The following is a 16157-nucleotide window of genomic DNA, read 5'->3' on the forward strand; positions in this document are numbered from 1 at the left end:
AGAGGATCTTGCGCCCAGTCAAGACAAGGCCCCGACCCTTCCTGCCCGGTCATCGGCAACACAGGGTGTCGCCGCCTTGCGGGAGGAAGGGGCCGGGGCCCCGCCTCGTCTTAGTTACCGCTCGAGTTCAGCGCTTCGGTCAGTGCGGCTTCCACCTCACTGGCGCTCACACGCAGCGGCTTGTCGGCATCACGGCGACGCTTGCGCTCGCTGTGGTAGGCCAGGCCGGTACCGGCCGGGATCAGACGACCCACCACCACGTTCTCTTTCAGGCCGCGCAGGTAGTCGCGCTTGCCGGTGACCGCCGCTTCGGTCAGTACCCGGGTGGTTTCCTGGAAGGAAGCCGCCGAGATGAACGATTCGGTGGACAGCGACGCCTTGGTGATACCCAGCAGCACACGCGAGAACTTGGAAATGAACTTGTCCTCGCCTGCCAGACGCTCGTTCTCCACCAGCACCTGGGTCAGCTCCATCTGGTCGCCCTTGATGAAGCTGGAGTCGCCCGACTCGCTGATCTCGACCTTGCGCAGCATCTGACGCAGGATGGTCTCGATGTGCTTGTCGTTGATCTTCACGCCCTGCAGGCGGTACACGTCCTGGATCTCGTTGACGATGTACTTGGCCAGCGCGCTGACACCCAGCAGACGCAGGATGTCGTGCGGGTCGCTCGGACCATCCGAGATGACTTCCCCGCGGTTGACCTGTTCGCCTTCGAAGACGTTGAGGTGGCGCCACTTCGGAATCAGCTCTTCGTACGGATCGCTGCCATCGGTCGGCGTGATCACCAGTCGACGCTTGCCCTTGGTCTCTTTACCGAAGGCGATGGTGCCGCTGACTTCCGCCAGGATCGACGCTTCCTTCGGACGACGCGCTTCGAACAGGTCGGCGACGCGCGGCAGACCACCGGTGATGTCACGGGTCTTCGACGTCTCTTGCGGGATACGCGCGATAACGTCACCGACGCCGATCTGGGCACCGTCAGCCACGCCGACGAGGGCGTTGGCCGGCAGGAAGTACTGTGCCGGTACGTCGGTACCTGGCAGGTACAGGTCCTTGCCGCTGGCATCGACCATCTTGATGGCTGGACGGATTTCCTTGCCGGCGGCAGGGCGATCCTTGACGTCCATCACTTCGATGTTGGTCAGACCGGTCAGTTCGTCGGTCTGGCGCTTGATGGTGATGTTCTCTTCCATGCCCACGAAGGTCACGGTACCTTTGAGCTCAGTCACGATCGGGTGGGTGTGCGGGTCCCACTTGGCGACGATGGCGCCAGCTTCGACCTTGTCACCTTCCTTGACCGAAATCACGGCGCCATAAGGCAGCTTGTAGCGCTCGCGCTCACGACCGAACTCGTCGGCAATGGCCAGCTCGCCGGAACGCGATACCGCGACCAGGTTGCCATCGGCGCGCTCGACCTGCTTCAGGTTGTGCAGACGCACCATGCCGCCGTTCTTCACCTGGACGCTGTCGGCAGCCGAGGTCCGGCTTGCAGCACCACCGATGTGGAAGGTACGCATGGTCAGCTGGGTACCCGGCTCACCGATCGACTGGGCGGCGATGACGCCGACCGCTTCACCGATGTTGACCTGGTGACCACGCGCCAGGTCACGACCGTAGCACTTGGCGCAGATGCCGTAGCGGGTTTCACAGCTGATCGGCGAGCGCACGACGACTTCGTCGATGCTGTTCAGCTCGATGAACTCGACCCACTTCTCGTCGACCAGAGTACCGGCCGGAACGATCACGTCCTCGGTGCCTGGCTTGAACACGTCGCGCGCGATGACACGACCCAGAACGCGCTCACCCAACGGTTCGACGACGTCACCGCCTTCGATGTGCGGGGTCATCAGCAGGCCCTGGTCGGTGCCGCAGTCGATCTCGGTGACGACCAGATCCTGGGCCACGTCGACCAGACGGCGAGTCAGGTAACCGGAGTTCGCAGTCTTCAACGCGGTATCGGCCAGACCCTTACGAGCACCGTGAGTCGAGATGAAGTACTGCAGTACGCTCAGGCCTTCACGGAAGTTCGCGGTGATCGGCGTCTCGATGATCGAGCCATCGGGCTTGGCCATCAGACCACGCATACCGGCCAGCTGGCGGATCTGCGCTGCCGAACCCCGGGCGCCGGAGTCGGCCATCATGTACATCGAGTTGAAGGATTCCTGATCGACTTCGTTGCCCTCGCGGTCGATGACCTTCTCTTTCGAGAGGTTGGCCATCATCGCCTTGGACACTTCATCGTTCGCCTTCGACCACAAGTCGATGACCTTGTTGTACTTCTCGCCCTGGGTAACCAGGCCGGAGGCGTACTGGCTCTCGATTTCCTTCACTTCGTCGGTCGCGGTACCGATGATGCGAGCCTTCTCGTCCGGGATGACGAAGTCGTTCACACCGATCGACACGCCGGAAATGGTCGAGTAGGCGAAACCGGTGTACATCAGCTGGTCGGCGAAGATCACGGTTTCCTTCAGACCCACCACGCGATAGCACTGGTTGATCAGCTTGGAAATCGCCTTCTTCTTCATCGGCTGGTTGACCACATCGTACGGCAGACCTGCCGGCACGACCTGGAACAGCAGCGCGCGGCCGACGGTGGTGTCGACGATACGGGTGTTCTTGGTGACGCTGCCATCACGGTCTTTCACGGTCTCGTTGATACGGACCTTGATTTTCGCGTGCAGGGCGGCCTCGCCGGCGCGGAATACGCGGTCGACTTCCTGCAGGTCGGCGAACACGCGACCTTCGCCCTTGGCGTTGATGGCTTCACGGGTCATGTAGTACAGACCCAGAACCACGTCCTGCGACGGAACGATGATCGGCTCACCGTTGGCTGGCGACAGGATGTTGTTGGTCGACATCATCAGCGCACGCGCTTCGAGCTGGGCTTCCAGCGTCAGCGGCACGTGAACGGCCATCTGGTCACCGTCGAAGTCGGCGTTGTACGCAGCACAGACCAGCGGGTGCAGCTGGATGGCCTTGCCTTCGATCAGAACCGGCTCGAACGCCTGGATACCCAGACGGTGCAGAGTCGGTGCACGGTTGAGCAGCACGGGGTGTTCGCGGATCACCTCGGCGAGCACGTCCCAGACCTCGGGCAGCTCACGCTCGACCATTTTCTTGGCAGCCTTGATGGTGGTCGCCAGACCACGCATTTCCAGCTTGCCAAAAATGAACGGCTTGAACAGTTCCAGGGCCATCTTCTTCGGCAGGCCGCACTGGTGCAGGCGCAGGGTCGGACCGACGGTAATCACCGAACGGCCGGAGTAGTCCACGCGCTTACCCAGCAGGTTCTGACGGAAGCGACCTTGCTTACCTTTGATCATGTCGGCCAGCGACTTCAGCGGACGCTTGTTCGAGCCGGTGATGGCGCGACCGCGACGGCCGTTGTCGAGCAGGGCGTCGACCGCTTCCTGCAGCATGCGCTTTTCGTTGCGCACGATGATGTCCGGCGCCGACAGATCGAGCAGGCGCTTGAGACGGTTGTTACGGTTGATCACCCGACGATACAGGTCGTTCAGGTCGGACGTCGCGAAGCGGCCGCCATCGAGCGGAACCAGTGGACGCAGGTCCGGTGGCAGCACGGGCAGAACGGTCAGCACCATCCACTCAGGCAGGTTGCCCGAGCCCTGGAACGCTTCCATCAGCTTCAGCCGCTTGGACAGCTTCTTGATCTTGGTTTCCGAGTTGGTCTGCGGAATCTCTTCGCGCAGGCGACCAATCTCGTGCTCCAGATCGATGGCGTGCAGCAGTTCACGAACGGCCTCGGCACCCATGCGGGCATCGAAGTCGTCGCCGAACTCTTCCAGCGCTTCGAAGTACTGCTCGTCGTTGAGCAGCTGACCCTTCTCGAGGGTGGTCATGCCCGGATCGATCACCACGTAGCTCTCGAAGTAGAGCACGCGCTCGATGTCACGCAGGGTCATGTCCATCAGCAGGCCGATACGGGACGGCAGCGACTTCAGGAACCAGATGTGGGCGACAGGCGAGGCCAGTTCGATGTGCGCCATGCGCTCACGACGAACCTTGGCCAGGGCGACTTCAACGCCACACTTCTCGCAGATCACACCACGGTGCTTGAGGCGCTTGTACTTGCCGCACAGGCACTCGTAGTCCTTGACTGGGCCAAAGATCTTGGCGCAGAACAGGCCGTCACGCTCGGGCTTGAACGTACGGTAGTTGATGGTTTCCGGTTTCTTGACTTCACCGAACGACCACGAACGGATCATCTCAGGCGACGCCAGACCGATGCGGATGGCGTCGAACTCTTCGACTTGACCCTGGTTTTTCAGCAGATTCAATAGGTCTTTCAAGGCCTTTCCTCCTGGCGGAGCAGGAAGCGGGCTGTGCCAGCCCCACTCCCCTTCGCGTCACGTGTTATTCGGTTTCCAGATCGATATCGATACCGAGCGAACGGATCTCTTTGATCAACACGTTGAAGGACTCGGGCATGCCCGGCTCCATACGGTGATCGCCATCCACGATGTTCTTGTACATCTTGGTACGGCCGTTCACGTCGTCCGACTTCACTGTGAGCATTTCTTGCAGGGTGTATGCCGCGCCGTATGCTTCCAGCGCCCACACTTCCATCTCCCCGAAACGCTGACCACCGAACTGCGCCTTACCACCCAGCGGCTGCTGGGTGACCAGGCTGTAGGAACCAGTGGAACGCGCGTGCATCTTGTCGTCCACCAGGTGGTTCAGCTTGAGCATGTACATGTAACCCACGGTCACAGGACGCTCGAACTTGTTGCCGGTGCGGCCATCGAACAGCACCATCTGGCCGCTCTCGGGCAGATCGGCCAGCTTCAGCATGGCCTTGATCTCGCGCTCCTTGGCACCGTCGAAGACCGGCGTGGCCATCGGCACACCTTTCTTCAGGTTGTGAGCCAGGGCGAGGATCTCCGCGTCGGAGAACTCGTCGAGGTTTTCCTGACGACCACCGATCTCATTGTAGATCTCGGTCAGGAACGTGCGCAGCTCAGCGGCCTTGCGCTGCTCTTCGATCATGCGGTCGATCTTCTCGCCCAGGCCCTTGGCCGCGAGGCCCAGGTGGGTTTCGAGGATCTGCCCGACGTTCATACGCGAAGGTACGCCCAGGGGGTTGAGGACCACGTCGACCGGAGTACCGTGAGCGTCATGCGGCATGTCTTCGACCGGCATGATCACCGAGACGACACCCTTGTTACCGTGACGACCGGCCATCTTGTCACCCGGCTGGATGCGACGGCGGATGGCCAGGTAGACCTTGACGATCTTCAGTACGCCTGGAGCCAGGTCATCGCCCTGCTGCAGCTTGCGCTTCTTGTCTTCGAACTTGTCATCCAGCAGACGGCGACGATCGACGATGTACTGCTGAGCCTTTTCCAGCTGCTCGTTCAGTGCATCTTCGGCCATGCGCAGTTTGAACCACTGACCGTGCTCCAGACCGCCCAGCACTTCGTCGGAGATCACGGTGCCTTTCTTCAGGCCCGCGCCGCCGTCGACCAGCTGGCCGTTCAGTGCCGAACGCAGACGCTCGAAGGTGGCGCCTTCGACGATGCGGAACTCTTCGTTCAGGTCCTTGCGGATCTCGTCCAGCTGCATCTTCTCGATGGCCAGGGCGCGGCTGTCGCGCTCGACGCCATCACGGGTGAAGACCTGAACGTCGATGACGGTGCCCTTGGTGCCGGTCGGCACGCGCAGGGACGTGTCTTTGACGTCGCTGGCCTTCTCGCCGAAGATCGCGCGCAGCAGTTTTTCTTCCGGAGTCAGCTGGGTCTCGCCTTTGGGCGTGACCTTGCCGACCAGGATGTCGCCCGCGCCGACTTCGGCACCCACGTAGACAATACCGGCTTCGTCCAGCTTGTTCAGCGCAGCCTCACCCACGTTCGGGATGTCCGCGGTGATTTCCTCTGGGCCAAGCTTGGTGTCACGCGCCACACAGGTCAGTTCCTGAATGTGGATCGTGGTGAAACGGTCTTCCTGCACCACGCGCTCGGATAGGCAGATGGAGTCTTCGAAGTTGAAGCCGTTCCATGCCATGAAGGCGATGCGCATGTTCTGACCCAGTGCCAGCTCGCCCATGTCGGTGGACGGGCCGTCGGCCATGATGTCGCCACGTGCGACCACATCACCCTTGCTTACCAGCGGACGCTGGTTGATGCAGGTGTTCTGGTTCGAACGGGTGTACTTGGTCAGGTTGTAGATGTCGACACCCGCTTCGCCGGTCTCGACTTCGTCGTCAGCCACACGCACCACGATACGGCTGGCGTCGACCGAGTCGATCACACCGCCACGACGGGCCACGACGCAGACACCGGAATCACGGGCGACGTTGCGCTCCATGCCGGTACCTACCAGCGGCTTGTCGGCACGCAGGGTCGGAACGGCCTGACGCTGCATGTTCGAACCCATCAGGGCGCGGTTGGCGTCGTCGTGCTCCAGGAACGGGATCAGCGAGGCAGCGACCGACACGACCTGCTTGGGCGAAACGTCCATCAGGGTGACGTCTTCCGGTGCCTTGACCGTGAATTCGTTCAGGTGACGCACGGCGACCAGCTCGTCGATCAGCTGCTTCTGGTCGTTCATCGCGGCCGAAGCCTGGGCGATGACGTGGTCGGCCTCTTCGATCGCCGACAGGAACACGATGTCGTCGCTGACCACACCTTCCTTCACCACACGGTACGGGCTTTCCAGGAAGCCGTACTGGTTGGTGCGGGCATAGGCGGCCAGGGAGTTGATCAGGCCGATGTTCGGACCTTCCGGCGTTTCGATCGGGCACACACGGCCGTAGTGGGTCGGGTGTACGTCACGCACTTCGAAGCCGGCGCGCTCACGGGTCAGACCACCTGGGCCGAGTGCAGAAACACGGCGCTTGTGGGTGATCTCGGACAGTGGGTTGTTCTGGTCCATGAACTGCGAGAGCTGGCTGGAACCGAAGAACTCCTTGACCGCCGCCGCGACCGGCTTGGCATTGATCAGGTCCTGCGGCATCAGGCCTTCGCTTTCTGCCATCGACAGACGTTCCTTGACCGCACGCTCGACGCGCACCAGGCCGACACGGAACTGGTTCTCGGCCATCTCGCCGACGCAACGCACGCGACGGTTACCCAGGTGGTCGATGTCGTCGACGATGCCCTTGCCGTTACGGATGTCGACCAGGGTCTTGAGCACATCGACGATGTCTTCCTTGCTCAACACACCCGAACCTTCGATCTCGGTACGACCGATACGACGGTTGAACTTCATGCGGCCGACGGCGGACAGATCGTAACGCTCGGCACTGAAGAACAGGTTGTTGAACAGGGTCTCGGCAGCATCCTTGGTTGGCGGCTCGCCAGGACGCATCATGCGATAGATCTCGACCAGCGCTTCGAGTTGGTTGCTGGTGGTGTCGATCTTCAGGGTGTCGGCGATGAACGGACCGCAGTCGATGTCGTTGGTGTACAACGTCTCGATGCGTACGACCTGGGCCTTGGCGATCTTGACCAGCAGATCGGTGGTCAGCTCGGTGTTGCACTCGGCCAGGATCTCACCGGTCGCCGGGTGCACGATGGCCTTGGCGGTGGTACGGCCAATCACGTAGTCCAGAGGAACTTCCAGCTCTTTGACGCCGGCTTTCTCGATCTGGTTGATGTGACGTGCGGTGATTCGACGACCCTGCTCGACGATGACCTTGCCGGTTTCGTCGGTGATGTCCATTGCCGCCACTTCGCCACGCAGACGTTGGGCGACCAGTTCCAGGCTCAGCTTCTCACCGGAAACGTGGAACACGTTGGTGGTGTAGAAGGTGTCCAGGATCTCTTCGGTGCTGTAGCCCAGGGCACGCAGCAGGACCGAGGCCGGCAGCTTGCGGCGACGGTCGATACGCACGAACACGCAGTCCTTCGGGTCGAACTCGAAGTCCAGCCAGGAGCCGCGGTAAGGGATGATGCGAGCGGAGTACAGCAGCTTGCCGGAGCTGTGGGTCTTGCCACGGTCGTGGTCGAAGAACACACCAGGCGAACGGTGCAGCTGGGAAACGATCACACGCTCGGTACCGTTGATAACGAAGGTACCGTTCTCAGTCATCAGGGGGATTTCACCCATGTAGACTTCTTGCTCTTTGATGTCCTTGATCGCTTTGTTCGACGACTCTTTGTCGAAGATGATCAGGCGCACCTTGACCCGCAGTGGGACCGCGAAGGTCACGCCACGCAGGACACATTCCTTCACATCGAAGGCAGGCTCGCCCAGGCGATAGCCCACGTACTCCAGGGCAGCATTGCCGGAGTAGCTGATGATCGGGAATACCGATTTGAAGGCCGCATGCAGACCGACGTCGCGGAACTGATCCTTGGATGCTCCCGCCTGCAGGAATTCGCGATACGAATCCAGCTGGATGGCCAGGAGGTACGGCACATCCATGACGTCCGGCAACTTGCTAAAGTCCTTGCGGATACGTTTTTTCTCAGTGTATGAGTAAGCCATCAGCGTTCCCCAGCTTGGTCACCTGCTTGTTTGGCTTCTCCCCGGCGGGAGCAGCCAGAAAATCGTGCAAACCCTTTGGTTTGCGCCACCCACATGGGTGTCTTGCAGCTCGCTATCGGGGCCGACGGGATCGGCCACCAATAACGGAAAAAGGCCGGTGGCACAGGCCACCAGCCATCAGCCCTACGCGAGACGCTCGGGCTGCAGACGCAGAGTCGAAATTACTTCAGCTCGACTTTGGCGCCAGCTTCTTCCAGCTTCTTCTTGGCGTCTTCAGCGGCTTCTTTCGAAACGCCTTCAGCTACGACCTGAGGAGCGCCGTCGACTTTCTCTTTGGCTTCTTTCAGGCCCAGACCGGTCAGTTCGCGAACGGCTTTGATGACGTTCACTTTCTTGTCGCCAGCTTCCAGCAGGACAACGTTGAACTCGGTCTGCTCTTCGACGACAGCGGCAGCAGCAGCTGGGCCAGCGGCAACAGCGGCAGCGGCGGTAACGCCGAAGGTTTCTTCCATCGCTTTGATCAGTTCAACGATTTCCAGAACGGTTTTCTCGCCGATTGCCTGGATGATTTGCTCGTTAGTCAGAGACATGACTATGAATTCCTGTATTGGGGGACAGCCTACGCGGCCATCAAATTAAACGTTTGATTTCGAGAGAAGCTACGCTGCCTCAGGCAGCTGCGGCTTCTTTCTGGTCGCGCAGAGCAGCCAGGGTACGGGCCAGCTTGCTGGTTGCACCTTGGATCACGCTCATCAGCTGTGCGATGGCCTCGTCGCGAGTTGGCAGGGTCGCCAGCACGTCGATCTGGTTAGCGGCAAGGAACTTGCCGTCGAACGCAGCTGCCTTGATCTCGAACTTGTCCTGACCCTTGGCGAACTCCTTGAACAGACGGGCAGCAGCGCCCGGGTGCTCGTTGGAGAAAGCGATCAGGGTCGGGCCAGTGAAGGCGTCGTTGAGGACACTGAATTCAGTGTCGGCAACAGCGCGCTTGAGCAGGGTGTTACGTACGACACGTACGTACACGCCGGCTTCACGAGCCTCTTTACGGAGTCCGGTCATTGCGCCTACAGTCACACCACGGGCATCGGCCACGACAGCGGACAGAGCGACTTTGGCAGCCTCGTTGACTTCAGCGACGATGGCCTTCTTGTCTTCGAGTTTAATTGCCACGGGTTTACTCCTGGTTTCTACCGTTTCATCTGGCCGGGGCCGGATGTCGTTTTGGTGTCTGATTCGCGAGCGAATCGGGAGCACCATCTGCGTAGGCTTGGGTTTTAAGACTTGCGCCGCCTACGGTCTTGGATAGCCCCCGCCAGGCAGGGACCCCAATCTTGTTGCAGTCGGCGCGCTCCAGAGGACCGCGCCGACCTGGTGTTACACGTCCAGCGAGCTTTGATCGATGATCAGACCTGGGCCCATGGTGGTGCTCAGGGTGACGCGCTTGACGTAGATACCTTTCGACGAAGCCGGCTTGATACGCTTGAGGTCAGCGATCAGGGCCTCGACGTTCTCCTTCAGCTTGCCGGCTTCGAAGCCGATCTTGCCGACGGAGGTGTGGATGATACCGTTCTTGTCGGTACGGTAGCGAACCTGACCAGCCTTGGCGTTCTTCACGGCTGTGGCTACGTCTGGGGTCACGGTACCGACTTTCGGGTTAGGCATCAGGCCGCGAGGACCGAGAACCTGACCCAACTGGCCAACAACGCGCATGGCATCCGGAGATGCGATGACGACGTCATAGTTCAGGTCGCCGCCTTTCATTTCGGCAGCCAGGTCGTCCATGCCCACGCGGTCTGCGCCGGCAGCCAGAGCGGCCTCGGCAGCAGGGCCCTGGGTGAAGACGGCAACGCGAACGGTCTTGCCAGTGCCGTGTGGCAGCACGGTAGCGCTACGTACGACCTGGTCGGATTTACGCGGGTCAACGCCCAGGTTCACGGCGATGTCGAACGACTCGACGAACTTGGCAGCCGGCAGCGAAGCCAGCAGGGTTGCAGCTTCTTCGAAGCCGTAGGCCTTGCCTGCTTCGATTTTTTCGGCGATAGCCTTTTGGCGCTTGGTCAGCTTAGCCATTACACACCCTCCACGTTCAGGCCCATGCTGCGGGCAGAGCCAGCGATGGTGCGCACAGCAGCGTCCAGGTCAGCGGAAGTCAGGTCGGCCTGCTTGGCCTTCGCGATCTCTTCGAGCTGGGCGCGGGTAACGGTACCGACCTTGACGGTGTTCGGACGAGCCGAACCACTGGTCAGGCCAGCAGCTTTCTTCAGCAGAACCGAGGCAGGGGTGCTCTTGGTCTCGAAGGTGAAGCTACGGTCACTGTAGACAGTGATGATCACGGGAGTCGGCAGGCCGGCTTCCTGGCCCTGAGTACGGGCGTTGAAGGCCTTGCAGAATTCCATGATGTTCACGCCGTGCTGACCCAGTGCTGGGCCGACGGGTGGGCTTGGGTTGGCCTGGCCGGCCTTTACTTGCAGCTTGATGTAAGCCTGAATCTTCTTAGCCATGAGCTACTCCAAAATCGGGTTCGAACGCCTGTTAGCTCCCCGGATGACTTGCGTTTTATCCCAGTGACGACAAAACCCCGCAGCACTAAGGGCTGCGGGGTAGCGGGATGCGTCGCTCAGTTAGACCTTCTCGACCTGACTGAACTCGAGCTCCACCGGAGTGGAGCGACCGAAAATGAGCACTGCGACCTGCAGGCGGCTCTTCTCGTAGTTGACCTCTTCGACGCTACCATTGAAGTCTGCGAACGGACCATCAATGACACGAACCACTTCACCCGGCTCGAACAGCGTCTTCGGCTTGGGCTTGTCACTGCCGTCGGCGACGCGACGCAGGATGGCCTCAGCCTCTTTATCGGTGATCGGCGCAGGCTTGTCTGCAGTACCACCGATGAAACCCATGACTCGAGGGGTGTCCTTGACCAAGTGCCAAGTCCCTTCGTTCATGTCCATTTGCACCAGGACGTAACCCGGGAAGAACTTACGCTCACTCTTGCGCTTCTGGCCATTGCGCATTTCGACGACCTCTTCGGTCGGAACGAGAATCTCGCCGAACCCGTCTTCCATGCCTGCCAGCTTTACGCGCTCGATGAGGGAGCGCATGACATGCTTCTCGTAACCCGAGTAAGCATGCACAACATACCAACGCTTAGCCACGAGACACCCTTAGCCAACAATCAAGGAAACCAACCACCCGAGCAGGGAATCAAGACCCCACAACAGCAGCGCCATGACGAGCACCACAGCCACAACGATCAACGTGGTCTGGGTAGTCTCCTGGCGGGTTGGCCACACGACTTTACGGATCTCGGCACGAGCTTCCTTCGCCAGCGTAAAGAACGACTTGCCCTTGGCGGTCTGCAAGGCGACGAAGCCTGCGACAGCAGCCAGAGCGAGCAGCGCGAGAACGCGGTACAGGATAGGAGCGGCGGAATAGTACTGGTTACCCACCACACCCACGACCACCAATACAACGACAGCCAGCCACTTGAACAGGTCGAAACGCGATTCTTGGGCTTCAGTTTTGGGAGTCATCGGGAGGATCCTGTAAGAAGAAAGCCAATCACACCGAGGTGAATGGCAGGTCAGGAGGGAATCGAACCCCCAACCTACGGTTTTGGAGACCGTCGCTCTGCCAATTGAGCTACTGACCTTTAACGCTGTATCAGGCCGGCCATTATGCCGGCCTGATCGAGATAAATCAACTACTTATTCAATAATCTTCGCTACGACGCCGGCGCCGACGGTACGACCGCCTTCACGGATGGCGAAGCGCAGACCGTCTTCCATCGCGATGGTCTTGATCAGGGTGACAGTCATCTGAATGTTGTCACCTGGCATTACCATCTCAACGCCTTCCGGCAGTTCGCAGTTACCGGTCACGTCAGTGGTACGGAAGTAGAACTGAGGACGGTAGCCTTTGAAGAACGGCGTGTGACGGCCGCCTTCTTCTTTGGACAGCACGTAGACTTCTGCGGTGAACTTGGTGTGCGGCTTGACCGAACCCGGCTTGACCAGAACCTGGCCACGCTCGACGTCGTCACGCTTGGTACCACGCAGCAGAACGCCGCAGTTCTCGCCAGCACGACCTTCGTCCAGCAGCTTGCGGAACATCTCAACACCGGTGCAGGTGGTGGTGGTGGTGTCACGCAGACCAACGATTTCCAGGGCGTCCTGAACGCGGACGATGCCACGCTCGATACGGCCGGTCACAACGGTACCGCGACCCGAGATCGAGAACACGTCTTCGATCGGCATCAGGAACGGCTGGTCGATTGCACGAACTGGCTCAGGGATGTAGGCATCCAGAGTCTCTACCAGCTTCTTGACAGCGGTAGTGCCCATTTCGTTGTCGTCTTTGCCTTCCAGCGCCATACGAGCCGAACCGATGATGATCGGGGTGTCGTCGCCTGGGAAGTCGTAGGTGGACAGCAGGTCGCGAACTTCCATCTCGACCAGTTCCAGCAGCTCGGCGTCGTCTACCAGGTCAGCCTTGTTCAGGAAGACCACGATGTACGGAACGCCAACCTGACGCGACAGCAGGATGTGCTCACGGGTTTGCGGCATCGGACCATCGGCGGCCGAGCACACCAGGATCGCGCCGTCCATCTGCGCAGCACCGGTGATCATGTTCTTCACGTAGTCAGCGTGACCTGGGCAGTCGACGTGAGCGTAGTGACGAATGTTCGAGTTGTACTCGACGTGCGCGGTGTTGATGGTGATACCGCGTGCTTTTTCTTCCGGAGCCGAGTCGATCTTGTCGAACTCGACGACTGCCGAACCGAAGACTTCGGAGCAGACGCGAGTCAGAGCTGCGGTCAGAGTGGTCTTACCGTGGTCAACGTGGCCGATGGTGCCGACGTTGACGTGGGGAAGGGAACGATCAAACTTTTCCTTAGCCATCGATACAGTCCTCCGCAGAAGAAAATAGTCATTACACTGATAAAACAAAGGCAGATATTTTCATATCTGCCTTGTCTGAATGGAGCTCTTGAGCGGACTTGAACCGCTGACCTCACCCTTACCAAGGGTGTGCTCTACCAACTGAGCTACAAGAGCGAAACACTTTGTGCAATAACAGCAAACTTGGAGCGGGTAGCGGGAATCGAACCCGCATCATCAGCTTGGAAGGCTGAGGTTCTACCACTAAACTATACCCGCGGAGCTTGCGGCTCTCGCTGAAACTGGTGGAGGGAGAAGGATTCGAACCTTCGAAGCTCTCGCAACGGATTTACAGTCCGTCCCCTTTGGCCGCTCGGGAATCCCTCCGGATGTGGCCGGCATTCTATGTGGCTGCCGCCCTATCGTCAAGCATTTTTTTCAATTAAATCTGAAAGTTAGCTGCTTTGACGACGCTTGCGGTCCGACCAAGTCACTGGTGTTCCCTGCGAAGCGGGCGCCATTCTATCAATCTATTCAGCAGTTGCAATACCCTGGCAGAAAATAATTTTGTGCTTCAAGTCCTTGAAATCACTGGCAAGAGTGGACAGCACACTGTCGTCCAGCAAGCGCTCACTGTCAGCGCTGACTTTCAGCCACAAACCATCGGCGCCTGGTAACTGACCCTGAACACGCTGGGTGTCGATATCCAGACTCAGGAGCCGTTGGCGCAGCGCATCCAGCTGGTCGGCATTGTTTACCCCGCCCACCACAAGGCACTCGTCCTGACGGCGAGCGGGCGCCTGAGCTCCCGTTTCCTTGAGCAGACGGATCTCTTGCTGGCTCCCCTTGTAGAGCGAAAGGGGAGCGATCTCCTTGATCCGCAGCGGCGCCGCTTGCTGGTGCCAGAGGTAGTACGTGACGTTGAGCACCAGCAGCAACAGGAACAACCAACGCATAGGCACCTCAACTCAACGGGCAGGCAATGGCCAAGCCGACGAAGACCAGATCAGGCACGACACGGGCACCCGGTACGGAAGCCTCGACCAGTGGCGCGTCGCCACCCGCCAGGAACACACTGAAGGCATCGCCCCACAGCTCGCGGGCCTGGTCGACCTGGGTCCTGGCGAAGCCCTGGAGCATGAGCACGCAGCCGCGCTCCACCGCTTCGACCGTCGAGCGCCCAGGCAGAAGACTGGTCAAGGCCCGCTCCGCCGAGGCGTCATCATAACGAATACGTCGGGTGTGAGTGCGCAGCTGACTGCGCATCAATGGCATGCCCGGGCAGATATAGCCGCCCAGGTGCTCACCGTCGGCGGCGACGAAATCGGCCTTCGCTGCGGTGCCGAAATCCATCACCAGGCATGCACCTTGGGCGAGGTGATACGCACCCAGCGCCGCCAGCCAGCGATCCATGCCCAAGCGCTGGTATTCCTGGTAGCCATTGCGCACCCCAGCCATCGCCGTCACTGGATGGGCCACCTGAACCAGCACCCCGAATGCCCGCCTGAGCGCATCGACCAGCCCTTCGGTTTCTTCTTCGCTGCGCACACTGACCATTCGGGCTCCGTGCAGCCCAGGACAGGACAGCGCAGCGACTTGCTCGATGAGTGCCTGATCGGAATCGACGATACCCCCGCCGACGATCAGCGCGTCGCTTGTTTGAATCACCCGCCATTTGATGAAGCTGTTGCCGCAGTCGAGCTCAAGAATCATCACGCAACCTCAAACCTAGCTCGCCGCCACTGAAGCTCTTTTCAACACCGTCGACCTCCAGGCGCAGACCGCCCTGGCCATCCACACCCAACACGATGCCCTCGATGTTCTGGCTCCCCGCAATCAGCAACACCTTGCGACCCTGCCAGAGGTGGGCACGCTCCCATTCCTCTTTGAATGCCAGGAAACCACCCTGCTGATGGCGAGCGAACTCATGCTGCAGCTGCTCACCCAGCCTTGCCACGAGAAGATTACGATCAACGAGCTCGCCCAGCTCCCGCCGCATCGAGGTCCACTGCTGATCGACCTGATCGTTGTGCTGCATGTTCACGTTGATGCCGATACCTACCACCAGATGACACACGTCAGCGGGATCACCAACCAACTCCAGGAGGATTCCGGAAATTTTCCTGTTGCCGATGAGTACATCGTTAGGCCACTTGAGCCCAACCTGTTTCACCCCGAAAGCCTGCAGGACGCGCATGACCGCCAACCCGACGACCAGACTCAAGCCTTCGAGCTGACGCATCCCTCCCTCCACCCGTAGTACCAGACTGTAGTAGAGGTTATCGCCAAACGGACTGATCCATTGCCGTCCTCGGCGCCCTCGCCCTGAGCTCTGCCGCTCGGCCAATACCACGAAAGGCGCAGCCTGGCCCATCGCCACACAACGCAACGCCTCGGCATTGGTGGAGTCCAGCGTGTCGTGAATGCGAACTGGCCACGCGCCAGTTGCGGAGCTCGCAGCAATCGCAGACGCCTCGAGCAGGCTCAAGGGAGTCGCGAGCCGGTAGCCACGACCTTTCACCTTGTGAATGACCAGGCTCAACTCCGTTTCGAGGTGCTGCAGCTGCTTCCATACTGCGCTACGGCTCACCCCCAAGGCGTGCCCCAGGGCCTGGCCGGAATGAAACCGCCCATCCTTGAGGAGATTCAACAACTTCAGCATGCCAGTCTCGACTTGGAATTAGGCTGGCATGATAGCCACGGGCTGCCGGATTGCATAGGAAAAGGGCCTGATCAGGCCAGAGCAATCGCTCTCTGAGGACGGGTTTTTGATCGCCGAAAAGACAAAACCCCTACCTGCGCGAGCAGATAGGGGTTTTGCGGAATGAA

Annotated in this window: 12 protein-coding genes and 4 tRNA genes; all 16 read right to left on the minus strand. The window is 60.0% G+C overall.

The genetic code is table 11. The features are described 5' to 3' along the window. Window positions 1-110: 110 nt before the first annotated feature. The 16 genes from rpoC to birA all read right to left on the minus strand — a co-directional run bounded on the left by rpoC (window position 111) and on the right by birA (window position 15990). Window positions 111-4310 (minus strand): DNA-directed RNA polymerase subunit beta', encoded by a 4200-nt coding sequence (rpoC, locus tag IAE34_RS18985; protein ID WP_200140489.1) that lies wholly within the window; start codon window positions 4308-4310, stop codon window positions 111-113. Between the two features lie 64 nt (window positions 4311-4374). Then, on the minus strand, window positions 4375-8448 hold the full coding sequence (gene rpoB, locus IAE34_RS18990) for a DNA-directed RNA polymerase subunit beta (protein ID WP_200140490.1): 4074 nt from the start codon (window positions 8446-8448) through the stop codon (window positions 4375-4377). 221 nt (window positions 8449-8669) lie between these two features. Beyond that, complete coding sequence (gene rplL / locus IAE34_RS18995) at window positions 8670-9038, minus strand: 50S ribosomal protein L7/L12 (protein ID WP_200140491.1); 369 nt, start codon at window positions 9036-9038, stop codon at window positions 8670-8672. Between the two features lie 79 nt (window positions 9039-9117). Beyond that, window positions 9118-9618: a 50S ribosomal protein L10 gene (rplJ, locus tag IAE34_RS19000; protein WP_029614620.1), complete on the minus strand. Its 501-nt coding sequence runs from the start codon at window positions 9616-9618 to the stop codon at window positions 9118-9120. A 204-nt stretch (window positions 9619-9822) separates the two neighbouring features. Further along, window positions 9823-10518 carry a 50S ribosomal protein L1 gene (rplA, locus tag IAE34_RS19005; RefSeq protein ID WP_200140492.1) on the minus strand — a complete coding sequence of 232 codons (696 nt, stop codon included), beginning with the start codon at window positions 10516-10518 and terminating at the stop codon, window positions 9823-9825. After that, window positions 10518-10949, minus strand: coding sequence for a 50S ribosomal protein L11 (gene rplK, locus IAE34_RS19010; protein WP_027915748.1), 432 nt, complete (start codon window positions 10947-10949; stop codon window positions 10518-10520). The genes rplA and rplK overlap by 1 nt, the downstream gene beginning before the upstream one ends. A gap of 120 nt (window positions 10950-11069) precedes the next feature. Further along, window positions 11070-11603 (minus strand): transcription termination/antitermination protein NusG, encoded by a 534-nt coding sequence (gene nusG, locus IAE34_RS19015; protein WP_075805197.1) that lies wholly within the window; start codon window positions 11601-11603, stop codon window positions 11070-11072. A 9-nt stretch (window positions 11604-11612) separates the two neighbouring features. Further along, entirely contained in the window at window positions 11613-11981 is a 369-nt protein-coding gene (secE, locus tag IAE34_RS19020; protein ID WP_200140493.1) for a preprotein translocase subunit SecE, read from the minus strand. Window positions 11982-12024: 43 nt separating this feature from the next. Beyond that, a tRNA-Trp gene (locus IAE34_RS19025) sits at window positions 12025-12100 on the minus strand. Between the two features lie 55 nt (window positions 12101-12155). Continuing rightward, window positions 12156-13349, minus strand: a complete 1194-nt coding sequence (gene tuf / locus IAE34_RS19030) for an elongation factor Tu (protein WP_038707241.1) — start codon at window positions 13347-13349, stop codon at window positions 12156-12158. An 80-nt stretch (window positions 13350-13429) separates the two neighbouring features. Then, window positions 13430-13505 (minus strand) — tRNA-Thr (locus IAE34_RS19035). A 28-nt stretch (window positions 13506-13533) separates the two neighbouring features. Then, window positions 13534-13607 (minus strand) — tRNA-Gly (locus IAE34_RS19040). A 24-nt stretch (window positions 13608-13631) separates the two neighbouring features. Further along, a tRNA-Tyr gene (locus IAE34_RS19045) sits at window positions 13632-13715 on the minus strand. Window positions 13716-13858: 143 nt separating this feature from the next. After that, complete coding sequence (locus IAE34_RS19050; protein WP_200140494.1) at window positions 13859-14284, minus strand: hypothetical protein; 426 nt, start codon at window positions 14282-14284, stop codon at window positions 13859-13861. Window positions 14285-14291: 7 nt separating this feature from the next. Then, window positions 14292-15041, minus strand: a complete 750-nt coding sequence (locus IAE34_RS19055) for a pantothenate kinase (protein ID WP_200140495.1) — start codon at window positions 15039-15041, stop codon at window positions 14292-14294. Then, window positions 15031-15990 (minus strand): bifunctional biotin--[acetyl-CoA-carboxylase] ligase/biotin operon repressor BirA, encoded by a 960-nt coding sequence (gene birA / locus IAE34_RS19060; protein WP_200140496.1) that lies wholly within the window; start codon window positions 15988-15990, stop codon window positions 15031-15033. Before birA ends, IAE34_RS19055 begins: the two co-directional genes overlap by 11 nt. Window positions 15991-16157 lie beyond the last annotated feature (167 nt).

It is taken from the genome of Pseudomonas sp. S30, from assembly GCF_016518545.1.
In the GTDB taxonomy this organism is placed as follows: domain Bacteria; phylum Pseudomonadota; class Gammaproteobacteria; order Pseudomonadales; family Pseudomonadaceae; genus Aquipseudomonas.